At 52.1% G+C, this 26,011-nt stretch carries 24 protein-coding genes; 12 read left to right on the forward strand and 12 right to left on the reverse strand.

Going from position 1 to position 26,011, the window contains the following annotated elements:
* The first annotated feature begins 50 nt into the window (after positions 1-50).
* Complete coding sequence (gene clcB / locus HV345_RS12505) at positions 51-1,340, forward strand: voltage-gated ClC-type chloride channel ClcB (RefSeq protein WP_049281797.1); 1,290 nt, start codon at positions 51-53, stop codon at positions 1,338-1,340.
* Here the strand turns inward: clcB and bioD are convergent.
* The 3 genes from bioD to HV345_RS12520 all read right to left on the reverse strand — a co-directional run bounded on the left by bioD (position 1,296) and on the right by HV345_RS12520 (position 4,364).
* Complete coding sequence (gene bioD, locus HV345_RS12510) at positions 1,296-1,991, reverse strand: dethiobiotin synthase (protein WP_016153046.1); 696 nt, start codon at positions 1,989-1,991, stop codon at positions 1,296-1,298. The genes clcB and bioD overlap by 45 nt on opposite strands.
* Before the next feature lie 125 nt (positions 1,992-2,116).
* Positions 2,117-3,337 carry a sugar metabolism global transcriptional regulator Mlc gene (gene mlc, locus HV345_RS12515; protein WP_016153045.1) on the reverse strand — a complete coding sequence of 407 codons (1,221 nt, stop codon included), beginning with the start codon at positions 3,335-3,337 and terminating at the stop codon, positions 2,117-2,119.
* Between the two features lie 118 nt (positions 3,338-3,455).
* Positions 3,456-4,364, reverse strand: coding sequence for a LysR family transcriptional regulator (locus HV345_RS12520; RefSeq protein ID WP_181635619.1), 909 nt, complete (start codon positions 4,362-4,364; stop codon positions 3,456-3,458).
* Positions 4,365-4,471: 107 nt separating this feature from the next.
* On the opposite strand from HV345_RS12520, the gene HV345_RS12525 reads away from it, so the two are divergent.
* Entirely contained in the window at positions 4,472-5,725 is a 1,254-nt protein-coding gene (locus HV345_RS12525; protein WP_046276321.1) for an MFS transporter, read from the forward strand.
* Positions 5,726-5,758: 33 nt separating this feature from the next.
* Here the strand turns inward: HV345_RS12525 and HV345_RS12530 are convergent, their stop codons facing one another.
* The 3 genes from HV345_RS12530 to HV345_RS12540 form a co-directional block, all read right to left on the reverse strand.
* The gene (locus HV345_RS12530) at positions 5,759-6,445 is read right to left on the reverse strand and encodes a CPBP family intramembrane glutamic endopeptidase (RefSeq protein ID WP_181635620.1); all 687 of its coding nucleotides are present in this window, start codon (positions 6,443-6,445) and stop codon (positions 5,759-5,761) included.
* Positions 6,446-6,597: 152 nt separating this feature from the next.
* Entirely contained in the window at positions 6,598-8,088 is a 1,491-nt protein-coding gene (locus HV345_RS12535; RefSeq protein ID WP_181635621.1) for an ATP-binding protein, read from the reverse strand.
* Positions 8,085-8,807: a response regulator transcription factor gene (locus HV345_RS12540; protein WP_181635622.1), complete on the reverse strand. Its 723-nt coding sequence runs from the start codon at positions 8,805-8,807 to the stop codon at positions 8,085-8,087. The genes HV345_RS12535 and HV345_RS12540 overlap by 4 nt, the downstream gene beginning before the upstream one ends.
* A 189-nt stretch (positions 8,808-8,996) precedes the next feature.
* On the opposite strand from HV345_RS12540, the gene msrP reads away from it, so the two are divergent.
* The 5 genes from msrP (at position 8,997) to HV345_RS12565 (ending at position 13,787) form a co-directional block, all read left to right on the forward strand.
* Positions 8,997-10,001 (forward strand): protein-methionine-sulfoxide reductase catalytic subunit MsrP, encoded by a 1,005-nt coding sequence (gene msrP / locus HV345_RS12545; protein WP_019076759.1) that lies wholly within the window; start codon positions 8,997-8,999, stop codon positions 9,999-10,001.
* Complete coding sequence (gene msrQ, locus HV345_RS12550) at positions 10,002-10,628, forward strand: protein-methionine-sulfoxide reductase heme-binding subunit MsrQ (protein WP_181635623.1); 627 nt, start codon at positions 10,002-10,004, stop codon at positions 10,626-10,628.
* 46 nt (positions 10,629-10,674) lie between these two features.
* Entirely contained in the window at positions 10,675-12,162 is a 1,488-nt protein-coding gene (locus HV345_RS12555) for a carboxypeptidase M32 (protein ID WP_095715962.1), read from the forward strand.
* Between the two features lie 137 nt (positions 12,163-12,299).
* A complete protein-coding gene (asr, locus tag HV345_RS12560) occupies positions 12,300-12,695 on the forward strand; it encodes an acid resistance repetitive basic protein Asr (RefSeq protein ID WP_003028934.1) in 396 nt (131 codons plus the stop codon).
* A 270-nt stretch (positions 12,696-12,965) separates the two neighbouring features.
* Complete coding sequence (locus tag HV345_RS12565; RefSeq protein ID WP_181635624.1) at positions 12,966-13,787, forward strand: serine protease; 822 nt, start codon at positions 12,966-12,968, stop codon at positions 13,785-13,787.
* Positions 13,788-13,821: 34 nt separating this feature from the next.
* Here the strand turns inward: HV345_RS12565 and mdtI are convergent, their stop codons facing one another.
* Together mdtI and mdtJ are read right to left on the reverse strand one after the other, a co-directional pair.
* On the reverse strand, positions 13,822-14,151 hold the full coding sequence (gene mdtI, locus HV345_RS12570; RefSeq protein WP_016153035.1) for a multidrug/spermidine efflux SMR transporter subunit MdtI: 330 nt from the start codon (positions 14,149-14,151) through the stop codon (positions 13,822-13,824).
* Complete coding sequence (gene mdtJ / locus HV345_RS12575) at positions 14,138-14,503, reverse strand: multidrug/spermidine efflux SMR transporter subunit MdtJ (RefSeq protein ID WP_161623250.1); 366 nt, start codon at positions 14,501-14,503, stop codon at positions 14,138-14,140. Before mdtJ ends, mdtI begins: the two co-directional genes overlap by 14 nt.
* A gap of 416 nt (positions 14,504-14,919) precedes the next feature.
* Here mdtJ and HV345_RS12580 point away from each other — a divergent pair, with 416 nt between their 5' ends.
* Entirely contained in the window at positions 14,920-15,954 is a 1,035-nt protein-coding gene (locus tag HV345_RS12580; RefSeq protein ID WP_019076755.1) for an AI-2E family transporter, read from the forward strand.
* Between the two features lie 844 nt (positions 15,955-16,798).
* Here the strand turns inward: HV345_RS12580 and pntB are convergent.
* Positions 16,799-18,187, reverse strand: a complete 1,389-nt coding sequence (gene pntB, locus HV345_RS12585) for a Re/Si-specific NAD(P)(+) transhydrogenase subunit beta (protein WP_016153031.1) — start codon at positions 18,185-18,187, stop codon at positions 16,799-16,801.
* Between the two features lie 10 nt (positions 18,188-18,197).
* Positions 18,198-19,727 carry a Re/Si-specific NAD(P)(+) transhydrogenase subunit alpha gene (gene pntA, locus HV345_RS12590; protein ID WP_029139532.1) on the reverse strand — a complete coding sequence of 510 codons (1,530 nt, stop codon included), beginning with the start codon at positions 19,725-19,727 and terminating at the stop codon, positions 18,198-18,200.
* Positions 19,728-20,252: 525 nt separating this feature from the next.
* Between pntA and ydgH the strand changes: the two genes are divergently transcribed.
* From ydgH to folM, 3 genes are all read left to right on the forward strand, one after another.
* Complete coding sequence (gene ydgH / locus HV345_RS12595; protein WP_016156455.1) at positions 20,253-21,197, forward strand: DUF1471 family protein YdgH; 945 nt, start codon at positions 20,253-20,255, stop codon at positions 21,195-21,197.
* A gap of 244 nt (positions 21,198-21,441) precedes the next feature.
* Entirely contained in the window at positions 21,442-22,824 is a 1,383-nt protein-coding gene (locus tag HV345_RS12600; RefSeq protein ID WP_016153028.1) for an amino acid permease, read from the forward strand.
* Positions 22,825-22,860: 36 nt separating this feature from the next.
* Entirely contained in the window at positions 22,861-23,583 is a 723-nt protein-coding gene (folM, locus tag HV345_RS12605) for a dihydromonapterin reductase (protein ID WP_016156453.1), read from the forward strand.
* Here the strand turns inward: folM and HV345_RS12610 are convergent.
* Positions 23,580-23,915, reverse strand: a complete 336-nt coding sequence (locus tag HV345_RS12610; RefSeq protein ID WP_016153026.1) for a GlpM family protein — start codon at positions 23,913-23,915, stop codon at positions 23,580-23,582. The genes folM and HV345_RS12610 overlap by 4 nt on opposite strands.
* A 117-nt stretch (positions 23,916-24,032) precedes the next feature.
* Between HV345_RS12610 and rstA the strand changes: the two genes are divergently transcribed.
* Complete coding sequence (gene rstA / locus HV345_RS12615) at positions 24,033-24,776, forward strand: two-component system response regulator RstA (protein WP_016153025.1); 744 nt, start codon at positions 24,033-24,035, stop codon at positions 24,774-24,776.
* A gap of 148 nt (positions 24,777-24,924) precedes the next feature.
* On the opposite strand, the gene HV345_RS12620 is transcribed toward rstA, so the two are convergent.
* Positions 24,925-25,953 (reverse strand): HoxN/HupN/NixA family nickel/cobalt transporter, encoded by a 1,029-nt coding sequence (locus tag HV345_RS12620; protein WP_019076749.1) that lies wholly within the window; start codon positions 25,951-25,953, stop codon positions 24,925-24,927.
* Positions 25,954-26,011: the final 58 nt, after the last annotated feature.

Here is a 26,011-nt window from a genome sequence, read left to right on the forward strand (position 1 = left end):
TGCCAAATAGCCGCAAAATAAAGCGTCTGAAATTTCCTGTCTGGCCACTCATGCATCATTTACATGCTTATCCTGACCTGCGCGCCATGTTCCGCCGCCTGCTGATTGCTGCGCTGATTGGTATCCTTGCTGCGTTGGCCGTCGCAGGATTTCGCCACGCCATGCTCCTTCTTGAATGGTTGTTCCTGAGCAATGACACAGGGAGTCTGGTCAACGCGGCAACAAACCTTTCCCCTGTAAGACGCATGCTGACACCTGCGTTAGGAGGGCTGGCGGCGGGTTTGCTGCTTTGGGGATGGCAAACGTTCAACCGGTTACGCCCGCAGGCTCCCACTGATTACATGGAAGCCTTGCAAACTAACGGACAATTTGACGTCAGTGCAAGCCTGGTGAAATCGCTGGCCTCGTTACTGGTCGTCTCCAGCGGGAGTGCCATCGGGCGCGAAGGTGCCATGATTTTACTGGCAGCGCTGGCAGCCTCCAGCTTTGCTCAACGCTTCACCCCGCGCACAGAATGGAAGTTATGGATTGCCTGCGGAGCCGCTGCGGGTATGGCCGGAGCGTATCATGCCCCACTGGCGGGCAGTCTATTTATTGCTGAAGTGTTGTTTGGCACCTTGATCCTCGCGTCACTGGGACCGGTAGTGGTATCCGCCGTCGTCGCCTTGCTCACCACCAATATGCTGAGCGCCAGCAATGCGCTGTTGTATGCCGTGCACTTCACACGGGAACTGCATGCGCTGGAATACGTCATGATCATCAGCACCGGTCTGGCTGCCGGCGTTTGCGGACCGCTATTCATGTGGTTGATGACCGCCAGCCATAATGGGTTTTTGCGCTTAAAACTCTCGCCCCCGTGGCAACTGGCGCTTGGCGGGCTGATCGTTGGCCTGCTGTCATTGCTCACGCCTGCGGTCTGGGGTAACGGCTACAGCGTGGTGCAGTCATATTTACTCTCCCCACCGCTGCTGGCCGTGGTAAGCGGGATCTTCATCTGCAAATTACTGGCGGTGCTTGCCAGCAGTGGTTCCGGTGCGCCTGGCGGTGTGTTTACGCCAACGCTGTTTGTCGGTCTTTCGGTGGGTATGCTGCTGGGACGAGTGTGGGGATTATGGCTTCCGGGTCCGGATGAGATTGCCATTCTGCTGGGATTAACGGGGATGGCCACGCTGCTGGCAGCGACCACGCATGCGCCAATAATGTCGACACTGATGGTTTGTGAAATGACCGGGGAGTATCGTCTGCTCCCCGGATTGCTGATTGCCTGTGTGGTGGCGTCTGTGCTGTCGCGAACGTTACGCCAGGACTCTATCTACCGACAACACGCTGCCGAGCATTGACAGACGGATGTACTGAGACAGCTCGCGTTGCTCTGCGCGAGGCAGATAAGGCAGTTCACCGATCAGCGGTGCGGGTAATTTTTTGCCCAGCACATCAATGATTTCCGCATAATGCGCCAGCCCCGGGTTGATTCGGTTCGCGACCCAGCCAATCAAAGGCAGTCCGTCGCTGGCAATCGCCTGTGCGGTGAGGATGGCATGATTAATACAGCCTTCCTGGATACCCACCACCATCAGCACCGGCAGTTGTTCCTGCACCACCCATTCAGATAACGGACGCAGATCGTTCATCAGGCTCCGCCAGCCTCCGGTGCCTTCAACGACAACGTGATCCACTTTTTCGCTGAGGCTTGCGAGGCCGTTGGATAACAGGGTGTAATTGACCGGACCACTATGCGCTACGCTGCTTTCATCCTCACTCAACGCAATCGGGTTGACCGCCTCGTAGGGCAGTTCGATAGTGGACACGCTTTGCAGCACCAGCGCATCTTTGTTGCGCAGACCTTCAGGTGTCTCTTTGCTTCCTTTGGCCACGGGTTTGTAGCCCGCAACGCTTTTACCCCCTGACGCTAACGCTTGTAGTAATGCGCGGGAAACCACGGTCTTCCCAACAGAAGTGTCTGTACCTGTAATAAAGAAACGCTTCAGCATCACTAACTCCACCGTTATGCTTTGAAAATATAAGTCAGGAAAATAATACAGTGGAGAAAGTCTAAGGTATGACGACGAGAATCGGCTTGAGATAGCGCAATTTTTCGTACAACAGTTAAAAAATGTTAACCCTGTAATAGACGAATCAACAAAGAACCGTTATACATCGCGTCCTTCACGAGTGCCGCCCCTGCCATCGTCCCTTGATTGGTGAACTGCGTACTTTCGACGACAATATGCTGACTGTAGGCCGGGAGCGCTTGCTGACGAATGCTGTCAGCAATAGTGGGAAACAAAATATCCGCCGCTTTACTGAGCGGCGAACCAATCAATATCTTTTGCGGGTTGAACAAATTCACCATGATGGCAAGAATCCGTCCGACATGGGTCCCGACGCCGCTAATGATATCTTTCGCCAATAAATCCCCCTGCATCGCCGCCAGACACAGCGCGTCTACCGTTAACGGTTGCCCGTGTAGAGAAGAACTCATCGACTGCTTCAAGCGTACCTGTGCCAGTTCGAGCACGCTGTCGACGCTGGCGATCGTTTCCAGGCAACCATGGTTGCCGCAATAACAGCGTTTGCCGTAGGGGTCCACCTGGGTATGACCAATTTCCACCAGACTACTGCTGCCGGCATGCAGTAGATGACCGTCGGTGATTACTCCGGCCCCCACGTTATGATCGATCACCACCTGAATGACGTCGCGCGCACCGCGCGATGCGCCAAAAAGCGCCTCGGCCATAGTCCAGGCGCTGATATCGTGCTGAATATAGACCGGCACGCCGGTATGATTTTCAAGCGCTTCACCCAGCGGCATCTCTTTGACATCGTCGTAGAATGGCATGCGATGAACGATACCGTTTTCAGTATCAATAATGCCGGGTAAGGTAATGGCGATGGAGGTTAAGCGCTCCAGCTTTTGCTGGTGGCGGATGAAAAACTGATCGACCTGGGTAATAACGCGTTCCAGCAATGGTGTTTCACTGACCAGCGCCATTTCAAGACAATCTTCAACCACCAGTTTGCTGCTCAGATCGCGCAGCGCCAGAAAGATCTCGCCGCGACTGATACGAATGGATAAATAGTGCCAGGCTTCCGTTTCCACAACCAGCCCAACGGCCGGACGTCCACGGCTGCCCGCTTCCTTGATTTCCAACTCTTGCACCAGGTGCGCTTCGAGCATTTCGCGGACAATTTTAGTAATACTGGCAGGCGCCAATTGTGCCAGGCGAGAGAGATCAATACGCGATACCGGACCCAGCTGATCAATCAGGCGATAAACCGCGCCCGCATTGGTCTGCTTAATTTGATCGATATGCCCAGGCTGACTATCAGCAACCACCACTTACTCCCTTTATTTTCGCGCTCCGAAATAATCTGCGGGCTATGGTGAAGCACTTCAATGGCTTCCGTCAACTTTTTACTTAGCCTTGTGATTTACTGCACATTTTCGCCCATTTTTAAACTAAATTAATCGCCTGAACGACCGCCAGCAGTTGCTCGCGAAAGCGTTGCGCGGCGTGACTTTGCTCATGATGTTTTGGCCACACTAGCCACATTTCCGAAACGGCATCTTCTTCCGCTATCGGGATCCAACACATTTCATACAATTGCACCCGTTTAAAGGAAGCGGGAAGAATGGAAACGCCTAATCCTGCGGCCACCAGCCCGATGATAGTCATCGCCTCGCCAACCTCCTGAGTGATAGTCGGCTTCAGTCCATAGCGACGCATGAGGCCAAGAATATCGTCATACAACCCCGTCCCCACATGCGGATCAAAAAAGACAAATGGCTCATTGGCCAACTCCGCCAATGTGACCACGGGCTTTTGCGCCAACGGATGCGCGCGCGGGATCATCGCCATCAGCGGCTCATGCAGAATGATTTCACGCTCCAGCGTTTCCGGAAGCTGCGTGTTGCGCAGAAGTCCCAAATCCAGCGTTCCTTCATTGAGCGGGGCAATTTGCTCGCGTGTGTTCATTTCACGGGTTTGCATATGTACAGCGGGGTAGCTCTGGCGAAAGAGGGATAACGTATCTGAAACCGCTTTGATAAACGGTGCCGATGACGTAAAGCCGATACGCAATTCCCCCGCTTCTCCCAGATGCAGACGCTCAGCCCTGGCAGCGGCCTCATTAACCAGCCCCAGGATCTGCCGACTGTCTGCCAGAAACTGCTTTCCGGCAGAGGTCAGCGCCACGCTGCGGTTAGTGCGCGCCAGAAGTCGGGCGCCGACCTGCTGCTCGAGGATCTGGATTTGCTGGCTCAGCGGCGGTTGCGAAATATTCAGCCGTGCCGCCGCCCGGCCAAAATGCAATTCTTCGGCAACCGCTACAAAGTAACGTAAATGACGCAGCTCGATATTCATATTTTTAAGATATCATTTGAGATTATTAATATATTAGACAGAATAATGCGATTTTCATACTCTTAAAGCTAGTCATGTAGAGGTAATTGATTGAGCAAGGATTTCAAGTGAGCCGTACAACCACTGTCGATACCGCGCCGACAAGCGATGTTGATGAACAGAGAGTTACCCCGCCGGATAGTTTTATCAAACGCGGAACATCCCCATTTATGCGCGTCACGCTGGCGCTGTTTTCGGCCGGACTGGCGACATTTGCTCTCCTCTATTGCGTGCAACCCATACTGCCAGTGCTCTCGCACGAGTTTGGGGTCTCTCCCGCCAGCAGCAGTATTTCGCTTTCCATCTCAACGGCGATGCTCGCGATCGGTTTACTGTTTACCGGTCCACTTTCCGATGCGATAGGCCGCAAGCCGGTGATGGTTACCGCCCTGCTGCTCGCGTCCTGTTGTACGTTGCTTTCGACGATGATGACCAGCTGGCACGGTATTTTAATCATGCGTGCGCTGATAGGTCTTTCGCTCAGCGGCGTGGCGGCAGTGGGAATGACCTATCTGAGCGAGGAAATACATCCCAGCTTCGTCGCCTTCTCAATGGGCTTATATATCAGCGGTAACTCGATTGGTGGTATGAGTGGCCGTTTAATAAGCGGCGTGTTTACCGACTTTTTTAACTGGCGTATCGCGCTGGCGGCGATCGGTTGTTTTGCCCTCGCCTCTGCGCTGATGTTCTGGAAAATCTTGCCGGAATCTCGTCATTTCAGACCAACGTCGCTGCGACCGAAAACGCTGTTTATCAACTTTCGTTTGCACTGGCGCGACAAAGGGTTGCCGCTGCTGTTTGCGGAAGGTTTTTTACTGATGGGGTCGTTTGTCACGCTGTTTAATTACATCGGCTACCGTCTGATGCTCTCGCCGTGGGAACTCAGCCAGGCGGTTGTCGGTCTGTTGTCCGTGGCCTATCTGACCGGGACCTGGAGCTCACCGAAAGCGGGGTCGATGACCACCCGCTATGGACGTGGTCCGGTAATGCTCTTTTCAACCGGCGTGATGCTGGTTGGACTGTTGATGACCCTGTTCACATCACTGTGGCTGATCTTCGCCGGGATGCTGCTCTTTTCAGCCGGGTTCTTTGCTGCGCACTCTGTGGCAAGCAGTTGGATTGGACCACGGGCAAAACGCGCTAAAGGCCAGGCATCTTCCCTGTATCTGTTCAGCTATTATCTGGGTTCCAGTATTGCCGGTACGCTGGGTGGCGTATTCTGGCACAGCTACGGCTGGAACGGCGTGGGCGGATTTATCGCCCTGATGCTGGTGCTGGCGTTGCTGGTCGGTGCACGTCTGCACCATCGTCTGCACGTATAATCCACGATGCCCGGGTTCCGGGCATCGCCTTCATCAACCATGCTGTAACGTCTGAGCTCCCATTTGCAGGGCAATAACCGTCCCGTTCATCGCTATATGCAGCATAACCGGCATCAGCAGGCCGTTGCTTTTCAGTCTGGCGATGATCAAAACCTGCGACACAAGAAACAGCATCAGCAACGTGCGCAGATCCACATACTGGGTATGCATGATGGCAAAAATGACCGATACCACCACCGACGACAGCCAGGTTTTATTATTGAACCAGTACTGGAATGCGTTAAATAAACAGCCCCTGAAAACAATCTCTTCATACACTGGCGCAATAAATATCAGGGTCAGAGTGGATAACCACAGCGCGTAGCTGTTTAGGGATATCTGGCTGGTCACCCACGCTTCGGTTTGTCTGAGGCCCAGAAACCATGGCAGGATAAGCTGAATAAACAGCAGCGCCACGAACAAAATGGCAAACCACCTGGCGTTGAAAATTCCCTTTCCCAGCCCCTCTCTTTTTCTGAAGAAGAAGTAATACAGCGGGACCAGCACAACAAATTCCAGCGCAAACAGCAGCGGAAAAAGTAGCCCTTTGGCAAGCAGAACCTGGCTGGCGGGGAAAAACAACGGAATAAACGTGAGGCCAAACATCAGCAAAAACATGGTAAAACAGCCAGCAACCGCTTTGGTCCTGACGATATACAGGTTGTCGGCATCCAGTGACATACGATCTCCTTGCGCTTATCAAAGATAACTTGATGAATTATCAATATATGATAAAAATTCTCATTATCACTGACAACCTACCAACTTTTACGCAATGCCCACGATTTACAACGCGTATAGCGTTACAGACTCTTTTCAGCGGAACATTCTCATCAGCTACTCAGTGGGGATTCCGCCAGCGGCAACGAAAAACGGAAACAGGCCCCTGCCGTCGAATTAATCAGGCGGATATCTCCCCCATGCAGTTCGAGCATTCTGCGCACGATCAGTAAGCCCAGACCACCACGCTCAGCCCGCTGCTCACGGGGTAGTAACGCCGTCGGGCGCTGAAATAAGACTTCGCGAACAGCCTCTTCGACGCCAGGCCCGCTGTCCTGCACTTCTGCTAACAAGCGGTCTTCATCACGCCAGACTTTTAGCCACACTTCGCCCCCGTCAGGCGTATGACGGATAGCGTTATCCAGCAAATTAGTGACGATTCTTTCCATCATCGATAAATCGGCATTCACCAGCGGTAACGGACCAATTACGTCAAGGTGCAACTGCAAATGACGCGTGGCAACGGGTAGATCAAATTTCTGTGCCACATCCTGGATCAGCTCGCCAATAGCAAAACGTTCACGCTGCGGTTTTATGCCGCCATGCTCAAGTCTCGCCAGCTCAAAAAGCTGTTGTGACAGATGGCGAACCTTATGCCCCTGGCGCAGTGCAATGCTTAGATAATGCCGGTTTTCCTCCGGCGTCATCGTATCGGCTTTCAGCGACAGCATTTCCAGATACCCCAGCAGTGAAGTGAGCGGCGTACGTAAATCGTGCGAAATATTAGCGATAAACTCTCTGCGCTGACGATCGCTGTCAGCTAATAAATCCCATTGGTGAGCAATTTTCTGTGCTAACTCAATAAATGCATTGTTCAGCAACGCAATTTCATTCGCCGGAGCTAAATCGGGCTTTTTCTGCGCCAGCTGTTTTATGACGCTAATGCTGTCCTGCTCCAGATTAACCACCTGACCTGTCAGCCTTTTCACCGGATTCGTCACCCATCTCCACACCAGGTACCCCGCGATTGCACCGGCTAATAAAACCAGTATTAACGTCCCGGTCACGGTGTTCCAAAGCGTTTTTTGCCAGGCGGCATTCGCCAGCATATTGAGATCTTCGCCCTGGAGAATAATGTACAAATAGCCATGCAGCTTGCCGTTAAATAAAACTGGCGCGGCGCTGAATACCTTTTGCTGGCTGCTGCGCGGATCATTGCCATAAACGGGCAGCTCGTCCGAATTAAGGAAAACCTGGATCGGCTGTACGCTAATGTTCTGGCGCTGAATATGCCCAGGCGGAGCGGCATCAGCAAGTATCTCGCCTGACGGTGAAACCAGATACAGCTCCACGCTAGGGTTGAGCGTCATCAGGTGATTAAACAGTCCTTTTAAGGTCTGCCGATTAACCTGCCCGCTGGCATCAATAAGCGACTCACTTTTGACAATCTTGCTCGCCAATTCCAGCGAGAGCCTTTGCACCATAGCGTCGCCATACTGTTTACTGCTGCGGATCTGGACAACGCTGACCGCAACCGCGCAAATCAACATAATAGCGGTAAAGACCAGGGTCAGACGCTGGCTCAGCGACAATCGATAAATCATGGTTGATGCTCCGCGTTAACCGCAGCAAGCTTATAGCCCCGTCCCCACACGGTAAGAATAATTTCCGGCTCCGCAGCATCTTTTTCAATTTTGGTCCGCAGGCGATTAATATGACTGTTCACCGTATGCTCATATCCTTCGTGCTGGTAGCCCCACACCTGGTCTAACAACGCCTGACGCGAAAAGACCTCCCCGGGATGGCGGGCGAAAAAATAGAGCAGATCGAATTCACGCGGCGTTAAATCGAGGGATTTACCCTGCAGGCGGACTTCCCGGGCTAATGGATCAATCTCCACACCATGGACGGTGATAATCCCCGCCTCCATACGCAGGTTCTGACTCATCGCCTCCTGACGGCGAAACAACGCCTTCACCCGGGCCATCAATTCCAGCACCGAGAAAGGTTTGACTAAATAATCATCGGCGCCCATTTCCAGCCCCAGTACGCGGTGAGTTTCACTGGTGCGAGCGCTGATAATAATGACAGGTAGATAGAAACTCATTTGCCGAATGCGACGACATATCTCCAGGCCGTCCACGCCCGGCAGCATTAAATCGAGGATAACGGCATCCCAGACGTGCTTCTCCAGTAGCTCGACCGCTCGCGCGCCATCAGCTTCATGAATAATTTCGTACCCCTCATCCTTCAGGCTAAGTTGCAAAAGTGAGGCAATATCGCTGTCATCTTCCACCAAAAATATCTTTTTTGCGCCTGCCATCAGTGTCATCCCCCTCTCGTCATGCTGAAAGTTTACCTCAGGCAAGGGGCGGAAGTTATCACAAAATTTTTAACTTTTCGTGAGGAATCAGGGATACGCATGCGTCCAGTATGTCGTTATAGATAGGTCAGGCATCAACAGGGAAACGTCGATTTGTTTTCCTTAACATGAAAATAAAAAGGAAAAGTTATGCAGAAAAAACATCCACTTCGGGAAGCTGATGTTACCGCCGAGTCCGTTTTTTTTATGCAACGACGACAGATCCTCAAAGCTCTTGGGATAGGTGCGGCGGCGGCTTCGTTCTCTTCCCCGACACAAGCCGGTCTGCTGAATTGGTTTAAAGGCAACGATCGCCCGTCTGCACCAGCGGGCAAACCGCTCGAGTTCACAAAACCCGAGATCTGGCAAAACAATCTGCCCTTGACGCCGGAAGACAAGGTCACGGGCTACAACAATTTCTACGAATTTGGTCTGGATAAAGCCGATCCTGCCGCGAATGCCGGTAGCCTGAAAACCGATCCCTGGACGTTAACCATCAGCGGTGAAGTGAACAAACCTTTAACGTTGGATCATGATGCGCTGACGACTCGTTTTCCATTAGAAGAGCGTATTTACCGGATGCGCTGCGTTGAGGCGTGGTCGATGGTTGTACCGTGGGTCGGCTTTCCTTTGCATAAATTATTGGCGCTGGTTGAACCCACCAGCCACGCCAAATACGTCGCCTTTGAAACACGCTACGCGCCTGATGAAATGCCCGGCCAGAAAGATCGCTTCATTGGTGGCGGGTTGAAGTATCCCTATGTTGAAGGTTTACGTCTGGACGAGGCCATGCACCCGCTTACCCTTCTGACCGTGGGCGTGTATGGCAAAGCGTTGCCGCCGCAAAACGGGGCGCCAATACGCCTGACCGTACCCTGGAAGTACGGCTTCAAGGGCATTAAATCGATAGTCAGTATTAAGCTGACGCGTGAACAGCCGCCGACGACCTGGAATATGTCGGCACCTAACGAATACGGTTTTTACGCCAACGTCAATCCGCAAGTCGATCACCCCCGCTGGTCTCAGGCCACTGAGCGTTTTATCGGTTCGGGTGGCATTCTCGATGTACAGCGACAGCCCACGTTGCCTTTTAATGGTTATGCCGATGAGGTGGCTTCTTTATATCAGGGCATGGATCTACGGGAGTATTTTTAAGTGAGGTTAACCGCAAAACAGATAACCGGCCTGAAAGTACTGCTGCATCTCGCCGGTTTATTACCCCTGCTATGGCTCTTCTGGGCCGCACAGCATGGTGAGTTGGGGGCCGACCCGGGTAAAGATATCCAGCACTTTACGGGCATCACCGCGCTGAAGTTTCTGCTTGCTACCCTGCTGGTGTCACCGCTCGCTCGCTACGCAAAGCAGCCGTTGTTGTATCGCACCCGTCGATTATTAGGGTTATGGTGTTTTGCATGGGCCACGCTGCATATGGCCAGCTATGCGCTGCTGGAGTTGGGTATACAAAATCTGGGATTATTGGGACGTGAACTGGTTTCACGCCCATGGCTAACGTTGGGCATGACTGGTTGGATAATCTTATTCCTGTTGACGCTGACCTCCACGCAAGCCGCGCAGCGTAAAATGGGCAAACGCTGGCAAACGTTGCACAACTACGTCTACCTGGCGGCCGTTTTGCTTCCGCTGCATTATCTGTGGTCGGTAAAAGTGTTATCACCGCTCCCCATTATTTATGCCCTCTGTTTTCTCGTGCTACTGGCTTTTCGCTATAAAAAGCTGTTACGCAAAGTCGGGTACAAAGGTGTGTTTATGAAAAGTGAATGAATCACGGTAAACTTCTCATCACACCTAAACAGAACGAGAACAAAAAATGAGTAACAATGATAATTACCATCAGCTCACCCGCACGTTCCAGCGGCTCTCTCGCTTCTCCCACCTCTCGGCAATCGCCAGTTGGGACATGTTTACCATGATGCCATCTGGCGGCAGCAAAGCTCGCGGCGAAGCGCTGGCCGAGCTGAGCGTGCTTGAGCACCAGTTGTTAACCGACCCGAAGGTGGCCACGTGGATCGCCGCAGCCCAACAGGAAGACCTTAACGATGTTGAGCAGGCCAACCTACGCGAAATGTCGCGACTGCATCATCAGGCATCCTTACTACCTGAATCGTTGGTAGAAGCGAAATCACTCGCGGGTAGCCGCTGTGAGCATGCCTGGCGCAGCCAGCGACCAGCCAATGACTGGGAGGGATTTTCCGAAAACCTGAAAGAGGTCGTGAAGCACAGTCGTGAAGAAGCCCGGCTGCGTGCCGAAGCCACAGGCTGTTCGCCGTATGACGCGCTACTGGACATATTCGAACCAGGGATGACCAGTGCCCAATTGGATGTCTTGTTTGCAGACGTTAAGAGCTGGTTACCGGATCTGCTCAACAAGGTGGTGGCAAAGCAGTCTCAGCAGTCGCTCATCGCCCCGGTTGGGCCTTTCCCAACCGCAATCCAGCGAGAGTTGGGCCTTGAAACGATGGCGCAGTTGGGATTCGATTTTACGGCTGGTCGACTGGATATCAGTGCGCACCCCTTCTGTGGTGGCGTACCTGAAGATGTGCGTATCACCACCCGCTATGATGAAAACGAATTACTTAGCGCGCTGTTTGGCGTGATCCATGAAACCGGTCACGCCCGCTACGAGCAAAATCTGCCGCACAGTTGGTCAGGGCAACCTATCGCACTGGCACGCTCAACCGCTATTCATGAGTCCCAGAGTCTGTTCTTTGAGATGCAACTGGGGCGCAGTAAAGCATTTCTGACGCGGTTAATTCCTGCTGTGACGCGCCACTTTGGCGATCAGGCTGCGTTTGAAGAAAGCAATTTCATCGCCTGGAACCAGCAGGTTAAACCCGGTTTTATCCGTGTTGATGCCGACGAGGTGAGCTATCCTGCTCACGTTATCCTGCGTTATGAAATCGAACGCGCGCTCATTAATGGCGATATTGAAGTAGATGATATCCCGGCATTGTGGAATGAGAAAATGCAGTCCTGGCTGGGGCTGTCAACCATCGGTAACTATCGTAACGGTTGTATGCAGGATATTCACTGGACCGATGGCGGCTTTGGCTACTTCCCTTCCTATACTTTAGGCGCCATGTATGCGGCGCAGTTATTCAGTGCCGCTAACCGCGCATTGCCTGATTTAGAGCAGTCTATTGCGCAAGGTGAGTTTGGTGCCCTGTTTGACTGGTTACGTCAGAATATCTGGCAGCATGGCAGCCGTTTTACCACTGAACAGCTTATTACCCAGGCCACCGGAGAGCCGCTCAGCAGCCGTTATTTCCGCGCTCACCTGGAAGCCCGCTATTTGTAATCTCATACCGTGAGTCATTGTACATATCGTTACACGCCGAAACCAATGACTCACGGAAGCCCTGTGATTACAGCGATATAGTTATTTCAACGGCCCCGCAGTGGGGTTAAATGAAAAACCAAATCGAGGGTATGAGAATGAAAAAAGTATTAGCTCTGGTTGTTGCCGCTGCTATGGGTCTGTCTTCTGCTGCATTTGCTGCTGAAACAACTGCTACCACCGCTCCGGCTGCTGCTGCAACCACCAAAGCAGCTCCGGCAAAAACCACTCATCATAAAAAACAGCACAAAGCAGCGCCGCAGAAAGCGCAGGCTGCCAAGAAACACGCTAAAAAATCCACCACAAAACCGGCTGTAGAACAGAAAGCGCCAGAGCAGAAAGCTCAGGCTGCTAAAAAACACACCAAAAAAGCAGCGACCAAACCCGCTGCAGAACAAAAAGCACCAGAGCAGAAAGCTCAGGCAGCTAAAAAACACACCAAAAAAGCCGTAAAACACGACACCGCTAAACCCGCTGCTCAGCCAGCTGCATAACACATTTGTAGTTACTATGGCGTCCCCCACGCCATAGCATACGGCGCTAAATCGACCTGATTTAGCGCCGCCTTTTGGAGGGTAAAATGGTGTCACATTATCGCTTTGAGTTCATTCTTATTACCCTGATAATTTGCGCCCTCATTGCCATGCATTTTTATCTTTCCTGAGTGTAGTTATCTGATTTTACTCCCACTTTCCCGCCGTCCCGTCTATAGTATTAACTGAGGGTTTGCTGTTAAAAATCATAATTCCCCACCAGAGTGTGATATGCATAAAACCATTGCTGTGTTACTGGGTTCAATTTGTTTACTTCCTGTCGTTGCGCATGCGGACCAGCCTGCAACGGCCAGCGCTGAAGCAGAAAACGTAAAAACGCTGTTTTTTGGTCATGACGATCGCATAAAAGTGACTGACCCAACGCAATCTCCTTGGGACGCTATCGGGCAACTGGAAACCGCCAGCGGTAACCTGTGTACCGCCACGCTCATATCACCACGTCTGGCACTGACTGCCGGACACTGCTTACTCACCCCCCCGAAAGGCAAGCCGGATAAAGCCGTGGCATTACGCTTCGTGTCGAAAAAGGGTGTCTGGCGCTACGAGATCCACGGCATTGAAGGACGGGTAGATCCCTCGCTCGGAAAACGTTTAAAAGCCGATGGCGATGGCTGGATTGTGCCGTCTTCCGCGGCCCCGTGGGATTTTGGTCTGGTGGTGCTGCGTTACCCACCTTCTGGCATCACACCGCTGCCATTATTTGAAGGTGATAAAGCGGCATTAACCGCGGCGCTGAAAACCGCAGATCGTAAAGTTACGCAGTCGGGCTACCCGGAAGATCATCTCGATGATTTGTACACGCATCAGGATTGCGTGGTGACCGGTTGGGCGCAGAATACCGTCTTGTCGCATCAGTGCGACACACTCCCGGGCGACAGCGGTTCACCATTGATGTTGAAGACAGATACTGGCTGGCAGTTGATTGGTGTACAAAGCTCCGCTCCGGCGGCGAAAGATCGCTGGCGGGCCGATAATCGCGCCATATCCGTGACCGGTTTTCGCGATAAGCTGGATGAGTTGGCGAACGAATAACCTATGCTGCCCGTAGTAACGGGCAGCACTGAGATCAGGCAAGTTTAATCATCACCATTCCGGCAAGCAGCAGCGCCAAACCGATCCAGCCTTTATGATTCAGGCGCTGACCAAACAATACCCAACCTGCCGCTAACGTCGCGGCAATCCCGAAGCCGCCCCACAAGGCGTAGGCAACAGAAAGGTCGATACCTTTTACCGCCTGGGACAGCGCGCTAAAGGCCGCTAACACGGCTGCCAGCGACAGCACGCCATAAGTCTTGCGGCGAAACCCATCTGAAAATTTCAAAAAGACGTTAGCGACGATTTCGAGCACAATGGCTATGCCAAGCCATGCGCCGTGAACCCACTCAAACTGCTGCATGGCTCACCTCTCTGCCCGCCTTTGTCGGTTTTCGTGTACCGGATTTAATCAGCACAATACCTAACACCAGCGAGACCAGTCCAGCCACCTTCATCGTGGACAAGGTTTCGTCAAATAACAGCACGCTGAACAGCGTAATAAATAAAATACCGATACCTTCCCATAAGGCATAGGCCACACCAAGGGCAATTTTTTTAACGGCAAAACTGAGAAAAATATACGATAAGGCAATCATTACCAGCATTAAAATAAAGCCCGAATTACCATGGCCGACACTTGCCCATTTCATTGACAGCGTACCAGTAATTTCAGCCGCGATGGCCAGACCTAATAATATCCAGTAAAACATAATGCTTCTCCTGCTTGAGAATATAGTCCTTTGGGCCTACTGCATGCAGTAAACCAAAAAATAAAATTAGTTAGCTCAGCGCACAGCGCCAGCTCAGGCAGAAGAAGGGACTAAAGCGCGTTGCGCCAGTGTTGCTCACCCGCAAGCAAGAAAGTGGAGGAGGTACGAAGAAGTGAAGGTAAACGCAAAAACATCCTGAACATATTGTCCATAATATTACAATTATCCGCAGTGTTGCTTCTCATCATCGCGGATGATAATTGTCCTCGGTAGTTAAACACAGATGATTTGTACCATAGCTTCAATGCGAACTCAAAGTCTTTTCACTTCTTTACCTGCCCCATTTGATTTTTGTTATAACGGCTCGACGCAAATCACATTATTATTCAGATTCAAAAATGAAAAATGCAGGAATACACATGGCGAAACCGATCATCACGCTTAACGGCCTAAAAATAGTCATTATGCTGGGCATGCTGGTTATCATCCTGAGCGGCATCCGCGTTGCCGCAGATATCATCGTCCCATTTATTCTGGCGTTATTTATTGCCGTCGTGCTTAACCCCGTGGTGCAGCGGATGGTCAAACTTCGCATACCGCGCGTAATAGCGGTATCATTGCTCATTGTTATTATTGTGATGCTAATGGTGTTGCTATTAGCGTATTTAGGTACATCCTTAAACGAGCTTGCGCGAACGCTGCCGCAGTATCGCTCTTCACTGGTTATCCCACTCAAAAACCTTGAGCCGTGGTTACAGCGCGCAGGGATCGGCGTTTCCGTAGATGAACTCGTCAAATATATCGACCCGAACGCGGCAATGACGCTGGTGACCAATTTACTGGCGCAGTTGTCTAATGCCATGTCATCGATATTTTTACTGCTGTTGACGGTGGTTTTTATGCTGCTGGAAGTACCGCAGTTACCCAACAAACTCAAACAAATGATGAGTCGTCCCATTGAGGGAATGGCGGCGATTCAACGCGCCATCGACAGCGTTTCCCACTATCTGGTGCTCAAAACGGCGATCAGCATTGTGACCGGGCTGGTAGCCTGGGGCATGCTCGCCGCACTCGACGTGCGTTTCGCCTTTGTCTGGGGACTGCTGGCCTTTGCACTCAACTATATTCCTAATATCGGTTCGGTGCTGGCCGCCATTCCCCCTATTGCTCAGGTGCTGGTATTTAGCGGCCTTTATGACGCCCTGGTGGTTTTCGCAGGTTATCTGGTCATTAACCTGGTGTTCGGGAATATCCTCGAACCGCGGATCATGGGGCGTGGACTTGGGTTGTCTACGCTGGTGGTGTTTCTGTCGTTAATCTTCTGGGGCTGGTTACTGGGGCCTGTCGGGATGCTGCTTTCTGTGCCGCTGACCATCATCGTGAAAATCGCGCTTGAACAAACCAACGGCGGTCAAAGCATTGCCGTGTTGCTGAGCGATCTCAATAAAGAATGAATATACACGGCGTTTTACGGTGATTAGACGGTTAAAACCGTATGGGTTTATGAGCAGTAATCATGAATAGGGGAGTATTAAAAAAAAACGGCCTCCGCAGAGGTTATGCCCGTCAGTTAATCATTATGGAGAACATGTGATTCTTGCTCAGGGTTCCGTTCACCTCGGCGGTATCCCTTTTCTGAAGCGCAGATACCCGTGAACGTGCAAGGGAGGCAGTGCACCGCCGCCTCCCTTGCAACCCAGGCTCCCGGCGGGAAAATCGTCGCTACGCGATTCATTCGTCTTATGCCGTCTGCCTGTCGGGTCGGGGCCGGGCCTGCGTCCCTGCAGGCCGCCCCCTCTGCCCGCAGTCCTGCGGGCAGACCCGGTCAGCCGTCAACGCCTCATCGATTTTCAGCCGGAACGGGGTCATCGCTGCAACGCACTGACTTCCAGTTAACTCTGTTTTGCTGTTCAGATAAAAAACGCAGGGGGTCAGGTGTGGGCTGGTCCGGCTGAAAATTGCCGACGTGTTTCCGTAAGGCAGGGAGAACCCGCAGGGATGCGGGTTCAGGGCGCGTTTTGCAGGGACGCTACCTCGCGCCCGGCCCGTTAGCCTGAAGGAATAAGCGGAGGGTATTGCGCAGCAACAATTTTCCCGCCGGGAGCCGGGATTGTTAAGGGTACGGCGATAGTACCCTTAACACGTTCACAGGTTGTATTGCCTCAGAGAAGTGACAAACATAAGGTGAACGCAGCAATATACCGGAGGCAACAGATTCATTACCTCCGTATATGCCACTCATCCTCGTTAACTGACAAGCATTACCTCCGCAGAGGCCGTCTTGGTTTGCGCTGACGATTACAGCGCTTTCAGGATCGCATCCACGCTGGCTTTGGCATCGCCAAACAGCATATGGGTGTTTTCTTTAAAGAACAGCGGGTTCTGCACGCCAGCATAGCCGGTGTTCATAGAACGTTTGAACACGATAACGTTCTGCGCTTTCCATACTTCCAGCACCGGCATACCGGCGATTGGGCTACGCGGATCGTCCTGCGCCGCCGGGTTTACCGTATCGTTGGCGCCAATTACCAGCACGGTATCGGTATCGGCGAAATCATCATTGATTTCATCCATTTCCAGCACGATGTCATAGGGTACTTTGGCTTCCGCCAGCAGCACGTTCATATGACCTGGCAAGCGCCCTGCTACCGGGTGAATACCAAAGCGTACCTTGATGCCGCGGGCGCGCAGTTTCTCGGTGATTTCAGCAACCGGATATTGCGCCTGTGCCACGGCCATGCCATAGCCTGGGGTGATTATCACGGAGTGCGAGTTCTTCAGCATTTCTGCCGTGTCTTCCGCATTAATCTCACGATGCTCACCGACTTCTTCATCAGACCCCGTAGAAGAACCGTCAGAACCAAAGCCACCGGCAATCACGCTGATAAACGAACGGTTCATCGCCTTACACATGATGTAAGACAGGATCGCACCGGAAGAACCAACCAGCGCACCGGTGACGATCAGCAGATCGTTGCTGAGCATAAAGCCCGCCGCCGCCGCCGCCCATCCTGAATAGGAGTTAAGCATTGAAACGACGACCGGCATATCCGCACCACCGATGGACGCCACCAGATGCCAGCCAAAGGCTAACGCAATAATGGTCATCACCAGCAGCGCCAGAACCTGCAGACCCACGCTTTCGGTACGAACAAACACCACCAGCAGCAGGAAAGAAACAACCAGCGCCGCCAGGTTCATTTTGTGACGATTCGGCAGCATCAGCGGTTTAGAGGAGATCTTACCGCGCAGTTTGCCAAACGCCACCACGGAACCGGTAAAGGTCACCGCACCGATGAAGATACCAAGGAACACTTCCGTCAGGTGAATGTTAACCAGAATCGGTTCCAGGCCCGTGTCGTGATACAGGTAGCTGTTGAAACCCACCAGTACCGCCGCCAGACCGACGAAGCTGTGCAGAATCGCCACCAGCTCCGGCATCTCGGTCATCTCGACTTTCTTCGCCAGACGAATACCAATCGCGCCGCCGATGATCATCGCCACCAGGATCCACGCAACGTTGCCGGTCTCCGGGCCAAAAATCGTGGCAATCAGCGCAATCGCCATCCCGGCGATACCGTAGTTGTTACCCTGTTGAGAGGTTTCGTGTTTCGAAAGCCCCGCCAGGCTGAAAATAAACAGGATCGCGGCAACAATGTATGCAGCTGTAACTAATCCTCCAGACATATGTTACCCCTTAGTTTTTCCGGAACATTTTCAGCATGCGCTGAGTCACGGTGAAGCCACCGAAAATATTAATGCTGGCAATAAGCACCGCGATAAAGCTCAGGAAACTCACCCAGCCACCCTGGCCAATTTGCAATAACGCCCCGACAACGATGATCCCGGAGATAGCGTTCGTCACGGACATCAGCGGAGTGTGTAGCGCGTGCGACACATTCCAGACCACGTAGTAACCCACTACACAGGAAAGCGCGAACACCGTAAAGTGACCCAGGAACTCTTTCGGCGCGACATCAGCAAGCCAGCCAAACAGTATGACGACCAGTGCCATCAACGCATATTTGCGCCACGGTGAGGCCGGTTTTTTCTCTTCTTTCGGCGCGGGCGCGGCTTTTGGCGCAGCCTGCGGCTGAGCAGAAACCTGGATAGGCGGTGCAGGCCAGGTGATTTCACCCTCGCGAACTACCGTAACGCCACGTACGACCACGTCGTCAAAATCGACGGTGATATTGCCGTCTTTCTCTTTGCACAACAGCTTGAGCAGGTTAACGAGGTTCGTGCCATAAAGCTGGGAAGACTGCGTCGGCAGTCGGCCTGGCAGATCGGTATAACCGATAACCTTCACCCCGTTCTCGGTGGTGGTCACCTGGTTAGGCACGGTGTATTCGCAGTTACCGCCGTTTTGCGCGGCGAGATCGACAATCACGCTGCCCGCCTTCATCGAATCGACCATTTCACGGGTGATCAGTTTCGGTGCCGGTTTGCCCGGAATCAACGCGGTGGTAACGATAATATCAACGTCTTTCGCCTGAGCGGCGAAGAGCGCCATTTCAGCTTTGATGAACGCTTCGGACATCACCTTGGCGTAACCGTCGCCGCTGCCGGCCTCTTCTTTAAAGTCCAGTTCGAGGAACTCAGCGCCCATACTCTGAACTTGTTCTTTCACTTCCGGACGGGTGTCAAAAGCACGAACGATAGCGCCCAGGCTGTTTGCCGCACCGATAGCAGCCAGACCTGCCACACCCGCACCAATCACCATGACCTTGGCAGGTGGAACCTTGCCCGCGGCGGTGATCTGCCCGGTGAAGAAGCGGCCAAATTCATGAGCGGCTTCAACAATGGCACGATACCCGGCGATATTCGCCATCGAGCTTAAGGCATCAAGCGACTGCGCGCGCGAAATACGCGGCACGGAGTCCATCGCCATAACCGTCACGTTGCGCTCTGCCAGCTTCTGCAACAGCTCAGGGTTTTGCGCGGGCCAAAGAAAACTCACCAGCGTCGTGCCCGGGTTGAGCAACGGGATTTCCGCCTCTTCCGGCGCGTTGACCTTCAGGATAATTTCTGACTGCCAGACGGCATTTCCGTCAACAATTTCTGCGCCTGCTTGTACAAACGCCTTATCGTCAAAACTTGCCAGTTGACCTGCACCGCTTTCAACCGCGACGCTGAAACCCAACTTAAGCAGCTGCTCAACCGTCTTCGGCGTAGCTGCGACGCGGGTTTCATTGGTTAACCGTTCTCTTGGTATGCCAATTCGCATAATGTTCCCTTCCATCTGTATTTGTGATGATGGTTTATCAATGTTCGCACGAGGCATGCGCGCACTCTCGAAAGAGGTCAGTGTTACCCCAATAAAATAAAACAGTAACAAACTCTGTATAACCTACTGAAAATGACGCCTGTGATCTAGCGCCAAAAAACAGTATTTATTATGAAATTCGCGAAATAGAGATGAATCGGACCGCTGGCAGATAAAATACCCTAAAAATAGCCCACAAAGGCCGATAATTCGCTCAAGCGAAGCGGCAAAACATGATTACGTGCCTGCCAAAAACAATTGATTAACATTAAATTAACTTATGAAATTCAACTGCTTTATCAGTTTTGGTCGCCAAACGCCGAAATTTTCGACATATCACAAAATGTTATCTGTGTTGTTACGTCACGTGGCACGATGAGTGAAAAATGACGCAGACACTGACACAATTTAAATGCAATAATCAGCGACGTTTCTAGTCAATAACAATACCAGTACCTGGTTTGCGCAAGGCGAAGGATTATTTTTATGAAGCTTAAGAACACTCTCCTGGCGTCCGCACTTATTTCTGCGACTGCTTTTTCTGTAAATGCAGCGACAGAATTGACGCCGGAGCAAGCGGCTGCCCTGAAACCCTATGACCGCATTGTGGTTACCGGTCGTTTTAATGCTATCGGTGACGCGGTGACCGCAGTATCACGCCGTGCAGATAAAGACGGTGCAGCCTCCTTTTATGTTGTTGATACCTCAGATTTTGGCAGCGGCGGTAACTGGCGCGTTGTAGCCGACATCTATAAAGCCGATGCTGAAAAAGCGGAAGCGTCCAAAAACCGTGTCATTAACGGCGTGATGGAATTACCGAAAGATCAGGCCGTTCTGATAGAACCATTCGATACCGTTACGGTGCAGGGCTTCTACCGCAGCCAGCCTGAAGTGAACGATGCCATCACCAAAGCAGCGAAAGAGAAAGGCGCTTACTCCTTCTACATCGTGCGCCAGGTCGATGCCAACCAGGGTGGCAACCAGCGTATTACCGCATTCATCTATAAAGCTGATGCGAAAAAACGCGTAGTACAAAGCCCTGATGCGATCCCAGCAGATTCAGATGCCGGACGTGCCGCATTAGCCGCCGGTGGCGAAGCCGCGAAGAAAGTTGAGATCCCAGGCGTTGCGACTACCGCGTCTCCGAGCGCTGAAGTCGGTCGTTTCTTCGAAACGCAATCCACCAAAGGTGGGCGTTACACTGTCACGCTGCCGGATGGAACCAAAGTTGAAGAACTGAACAAAGCAACCGCCGCTATGATGGTGCCGTTCGACAGCATCAAGTTCACCGGTAACTATGGCAACATGACTGAAATCTCTTACCAGGTTGCCAAACGCGCAGCGAAGAAAGGCGCTAAGTATTATCACATCACCCGCCAGTGGTCTGAACGTGGTAATAACATGACCATCAGCGCTGACCTGTATAAGTAATACTCAGTACCTTATCAGGTCTACAGCCTTGTAGACCTGATAATTTCCCGCCATCCTCCCCTCGGGCGAAACAAAAACAGCAGTATTAAGACTACTTTTCACACTATTAGTCACAAATCTCTCTATCCCCATTGCATGCGTTCTCTTCTCTCCGTAAAATCCCGCGCCTTAGTGGCTTTCACCATTTTTATGCGGTTTGCCAAAATAATTATTCTCTCACTCTCGTTTTTGTCACTGGATACAAATGGAAAAGAAATTGGGTCTGAGCGCACTCACCGCGCTGGTTTTAAGCTCAATGCTCGGCGCTGGTGTTTTCAGCCTGCCACAAAATATGGCGGCGGTAGCAAGCCCGGCTGCATTACTGATTGGTTGGGCGATTACCGGTGCGGGTATCCTTTTGCTCGCCTTTGCCATGCTGATTCTGACGCGTATCCGTCCTGAACTGGATGGCGGCATATTTACCTATGCACGTGAAGGTTTCGGTGAGCTGATTGGCTTTTGCTCCGCGTGGGGATACTGGCTGTGTGCTGTTATCGCTAACGTTTCGTATCTGGTGATTGTTTTCTCTGCGCTCAGCTTCTTTACCGACACGCCGGAGTTACGTCTGTTTGGCGACGGTAATACCTGGCAGTCGATTGTTGGCGCATCGGTGCTGTTGTGGGTGGTCCATTTTCTGGTGCTGCGTGGTGTGCAAACGGCAGCCAGTATTAACCTGGTGGCGACGCTGGCGAAATTACTGCCGCTTGGTCTATTTATCGTGCTGGCGTTTATGCTGTTTAAGCTCGACACCTTTACCCTCGATTTTACCGGCGTAGCGTTGGGCGTTCCCGTCTGGGAGCAGGTAAAAAACACCATGCTCATCACCCTGTGGGTTTTCATCGGTGTGGAAGGCGCGGTGGTGGTTTCAGCTCGTGCCAGAAACAAACGCGATGTCGGACGCGCTACGCTGCTGGCGGTACTCGCCGCGCTGGGCGTTTATCTGCTTGTCACCCTGCTGTCTCTGGGCGTTGTCGCACGTCCCGAACTGGCGGAGATCCGCAACCCGTCAATGGCCGGTCTGATGGTGAAAATGATGGGGCCATGGGGTGAAATTATTATTGCCGCAGGTCTGATTGTCTCCGTGTGCGGTGCTTATTTAAGCTGGACGATTATGGCGGCGGAAGTGCCGTTCCTCGCCTCCACGCACAAAGCGTTTCCACGCATTTTTGCGCGGCAGAACGCGCAAGGCGCGCCATCGGCGTCGCTGTGGCTGACCAATATCTGCGTACAGATTTGCCTGGTGCTGATCTGGCTCACAGGTTCCGACTACAATACGTTATTAACCATCGCCTCAGAAATGATTCTGGTGCCCTATTTACTGGTCGGCGCATTTCTGCTGAAAATTGCCACTCGTCCAATTCATAAGGCTGTCGGTATCGGTGCGAGTATTTATGGCATATGGTTATTGTATGCGTCAGGTCCGATGCACCTGCTGCTGTCTGTGGTGCTGTATGCGCCAGGGCTGCTGGTCTTCCTTTATGCCCGTAAAACACACGCGCATGAAAACGTATTAAAACGCCAGGAAATGGCGCTGATCGGCCTGCTGCTAGTTGCTGCTGTTCCGGCGACCTGGATGTTGATGGGGTAACATTGTCCCCATCGTTCGCGACACATGGAGATTACGATGGGTAAAAAACCCCCTTTGCCAATTCTTATCACCGGAGGAGGTCGACGTATCGGCCTCGCCGTCGCATGGCACTTTATTAATCAAAAACAGCCAGTTATCGTTAGCTACCGCACGCATTATCCGGCTATTGATGGCCTGCGAGATGCGGGCGTGCTGTGTATCCAGGCTGATTTTTCCACCGATGAAGGCGTACTGGCCTTTGCGGATGAGGTCAAAGCACAGACGGATGGCCTGCGCGGTATTGTGCATAATGCCAGTGCCTGGCTTGCAGAAAAGCCCGGTGCGCCGTTAACCAAAGTGCTGTCAGCCATGATGCAGATTCACGTCAATACCCCCTACCTGCTCAACCACGCGCTGGAAGGATTGCTGCGCGGGCATGGACACGCGGCCAGCGATATTATCCATTTTACGGATTATGTTGTGGAGCGTGGCAGCGATAAGCACATCGCTTATGCAGCCAGCAAAGCGGCGCTGGACAACATGACCCGCTCGTTCGCGCGCAAACTGGCACCAGAAGTGAAAGTGAACGCGATTGCCCCCTCGCTAATCCTGTTTAACGAGGGTGACGATGCAGAGTATCGTCAGCAGGCATTGAACAAATCACTGATGAAAACAGCGCCGGGTGAAAAAGAGGTCATTGATTTAATTGACTATCTGTTGACCAGCTGTTTTGTCACCGGGCGTAGTTTTGCCCTTGATGGCGGACGTCATCTGCGTTAGTGCAGTTTAATCCAACAAAAAATAAGCAACCATGCGCTCAGGCCCCAGCACACCACTGAACCGCCGAGCGCAACGGGTAAGCGCATAAATCCGGTGAAATACCACAGCGAAACGAGGTAGACAAAATAGGGAATAATCGACCACATGCTGAAGACAATGGTTGTACGTAACGCTTCGATCCCACGTTCACTGGCCACGATATAGTGGGCAATCAACGCAAAGGTCGGGAACAACGGAATTAATCCGGCAATATAGTAGTTCTTTGTTTTCGCCAGCACACCAATTAACACCACCACCAGCGCACCGAGCGCCGCTTTTATAACGAGTCCCATCACCCTGCCTTAACACATCAATAACATCAGCCTCTAGCATAACGGAAGCGTTCTTGTTTAGAAAAGATTAATGGAAGGAAAAACCGGGGCGGTGTATGTTGGCGTTTTATATTCAAAATGAATGATATGAACACCATCGTATTTGTTGAAGATGATCCCGAAGTTGGCTCGCTGATTGCAGCCTATCTGGCCCGGCATGATATTGAGGTTATCGTTGAGCCTCGAGGTGATTTGGCCGAGGAGAAAATCCTGCAAGTTCAACCCGATTTGGTGTTATTAGATATCATGCTGCCGGGCAAAGATGGGATGACTATCTGCCGCGATTTGCGCGGACGCTGGCAGGGTCCAATTGTCCTGCTCACCTCGCTGGACAGCGATATGAACCATATTCTGGCGCTGGAAATGGGTGCCTGTGACTATATTCTGAAGACAACGCCGCCAGCTGTACTGCTTGCTCGCCTGCGTCTGCATCTGCGCCAGAATGAACACTCAGTCCAGTCTAAAGGCATTCAGGCGGCAACCATCACGCCGCACACAACGCTGCGCTTTGGCACACTCACTATCGACCCAACCAATCGTTCGGTGCTGCTCGGCGGCGAGCAAGTCTCACTCTCCACCGCAGATTTTGAATTACTGTGGGAGCTGGCAACCCATGCCGGGCAAATTATGGACCGCGATGCGCTGCTGAAGAACCTGCGCGGCGTAAGTTATGACGGCATGGATCGCAGCGTTGATGTCGCGATTTCCCGGTTACGCAAAAAACTGCTCGATAACGCGACTGAACCCTATCGAATCAAAACGGTGCGCAACAAAGGTTATCTGTTCGCACCGCACGCCTGGGACGATGAACCTCAAATGTAATCCCATCGGGCCGACCATTATACGTTACACCGTCACTTATAATATCACCCAGATTTGGGTGATGAAGATGGTGTGTATCATCACCGCGAATTAGTCAGCCCTCAGGTAAGATCCAAGCCTTCCCTTTCACGGAAGGCTTTCTTTTGTGTCAACTAAACGTCAGCCCGTCGTATTTTTTCCAACGGTAATTTATTGCAGAAATAATCCAGCAGCCGATAAAGACGCCAATAATCGCAAACCCGACATTCCCCATATGGTCACTCAACTCGCTGACGGTATCCCACAAACCTCCCTGGAGCGAAAATGCGTCAGAGAGAAGCCCCAGCGCCTCCAGCCCGCCAATAAAAAGCGCAACAATTACCGAGGTCCCGGTGATGGTCATATTGTAATAGAGCTTACGCTGCGGCTTATTGAATGCCCATCCGTAGGCCTCAACCATCAGGATACTGTCCAGGCAGTCAATCAGCGCCATGCCGCAGGTAAACAGCGCCGGGAACACGAGAATTGACCACACCGACATGCCACTGGACGCGCTTGAAGCAGAAATTCCGAGCAGAGAAATTTCAGTAGCGGTATCAAAACCCAGGCCAAACAAAAAGCCGACAAAATACATATGCCAGTCTTTGCCTACCAGCCGAAACGCCGAGCGGAAAAGCCAGTTCAGCGGGCCTGAAACTGTCATTTCCTCTGTGGTGCCATCGTAAGTACCCGTGCGTTTTAGATGACGAAAAGCCTTCCAGACATGACAGAATATAACGAGATTAATGGTAGCCAGAATCAGCAGAAATACGGCAGAGACCGTGGTGCCTATCAGACCGCCGACATTCTGAAACCATGCCATGTGTTGCTTAAACACGCTGGTGGTCAACGCAATGCCAATGCTTGCCAGTACCACAATGGTGGAATGCCCAAGGGAAAACCAGGCTCCCGTCGTCAGGGCGCGTTTTTTCTGCTGCATGAGTTTACGCGTAGCGCTATCAATCGCGGCGATATGATCGGCATCAACAGCATGGCGCAAACCATAGCACCACGCGATCAAACTAAGCGCCAGTAACGACGTGTTGTTGCTAAACGCGGTGAAAGCCCATAGCCACGCCACGATGTTTGCCCCGATGAGTAAGACCATCAACAAAATAATGTTCGGGCGTTTTTTTAATAATAAAAACAATGCGTTCATTGCTCACAGCCTGTCAAATTTGCGCTAAAAAACACACCACACCGCCGTTCACTGATTG

This window comes from Citrobacter sp. RHBSTW-00986, assembly GCF_013783065.1.
Classification (GTDB): Bacteria; Pseudomonadota; Gammaproteobacteria; order Enterobacterales; family Enterobacteriaceae; genus Citrobacter; species Citrobacter braakii.

What these genes read in the sequence shown, in the direction of transcription:
- clcB (WP_049281797.1), top strand. Translation starts at nt 51, where the DNA reads ATGCATCATTTACATGCTTATCCTGACCTGCGCGCCATGTTCCGCCGC.
- bioD (WP_016153046.1), bottom strand. Translation starts at nt 1,991, where the DNA reads ATGCTGAAGCGTTTCTTTATTACAGGTACAGACACTTCTGTTGGGAAG.
- HV345_RS12520 (WP_181635619.1), bottom strand. Translation starts at nt 4,364, where the DNA reads ATGAATATCGAGCTGCGTCATTTACGTTACTTTGTAGCGGTTGCCGAA.
- HV345_RS12530 (WP_181635620.1), bottom strand. Translation starts at nt 6,445, where the DNA reads ATGTCACTGGATGCCGACAACCTGTATATCGTCAGGACCAAAGCGGTT.
- HV345_RS12535 (WP_181635621.1), bottom strand. Translation starts at nt 8,088, where the DNA reads ATGATTTATCGATTGTCGCTGAGCCAGCGTCTGACCCTGGTCTTTACC.
- HV345_RS12540 (WP_181635622.1), bottom strand. Translation starts at nt 8,807, where the DNA reads ATGGCAGGCGCAAAAAAGATATTTTTGGTGGAAGATGACAGCGATATT.
- msrP (WP_019076759.1), top strand. Translation starts at nt 8,997, where the DNA reads ATGCAGAAAAAACATCCACTTCGGGAAGCTGATGTTACCGCCGAGTCC.
- HV345_RS12555 (WP_095715962.1), top strand. Translation starts at nt 10,675, where the DNA reads ATGAGTAACAATGATAATTACCATCAGCTCACCCGCACGTTCCAGCGG.
- asr (WP_003028934.1), top strand. Translation starts at nt 12,300, where the DNA reads ATGAAAAAAGTATTAGCTCTGGTTGTTGCCGCTGCTATGGGTCTGTCT.
- HV345_RS12565 (WP_181635624.1), top strand. Translation starts at nt 12,966, where the DNA reads ATGCATAAAACCATTGCTGTGTTACTGGGTTCAATTTGTTTACTTCCT.
- mdtI (WP_016153035.1), bottom strand. Translation starts at nt 14,151, where the DNA reads ATGCAGCAGTTTGAGTGGGTTCACGGCGCATGGCTTGGCATAGCCATT.
- HV345_RS12580 (WP_019076755.1), top strand. Translation starts at nt 14,920, where the DNA reads ATGGCGAAACCGATCATCACGCTTAACGGCCTAAAAATAGTCATTATG.
- pntB (WP_016153031.1), bottom strand. Translation starts at nt 18,187, where the DNA reads ATGTCTGGAGGATTAGTTACAGCTGCATACATTGTTGCCGCGATCCTG.
- pntA (WP_029139532.1), bottom strand. Translation starts at nt 19,727, where the DNA reads ATGCGAATTGGCATACCAAGAGAACGGTTAACCAATGAAACCCGCGTC.
- ydgH (WP_016156455.1), top strand. Translation starts at nt 20,253, where the DNA reads ATGAAGCTTAAGAACACTCTCCTGGCGTCCGCACTTATTTCTGCGACT.
- HV345_RS12600 (WP_016153028.1), top strand. Translation starts at nt 21,442, where the DNA reads ATGGAAAAGAAATTGGGTCTGAGCGCACTCACCGCGCTGGTTTTAAGC.
- folM (WP_016156453.1), top strand. Translation starts at nt 22,861, where the DNA reads ATGGGTAAAAAACCCCCTTTGCCAATTCTTATCACCGGAGGAGGTCGA.
- HV345_RS12610 (WP_016153026.1), bottom strand. Translation starts at nt 23,915, where the DNA reads ATGGGACTCGTTATAAAAGCGGCGCTCGGTGCGCTGGTGGTGGTGTTA.
- rstA (WP_016153025.1), top strand. Translation starts at nt 24,033, where the DNA reads ATGAATGATATGAACACCATCGTATTTGTTGAAGATGATCCCGAAGTT.
- HV345_RS12620 (WP_019076749.1), bottom strand. Translation starts at nt 25,953, where the DNA reads ATGAACGCATTGTTTTTATTATTAAAAAAACGCCCGAACATTATTTTG.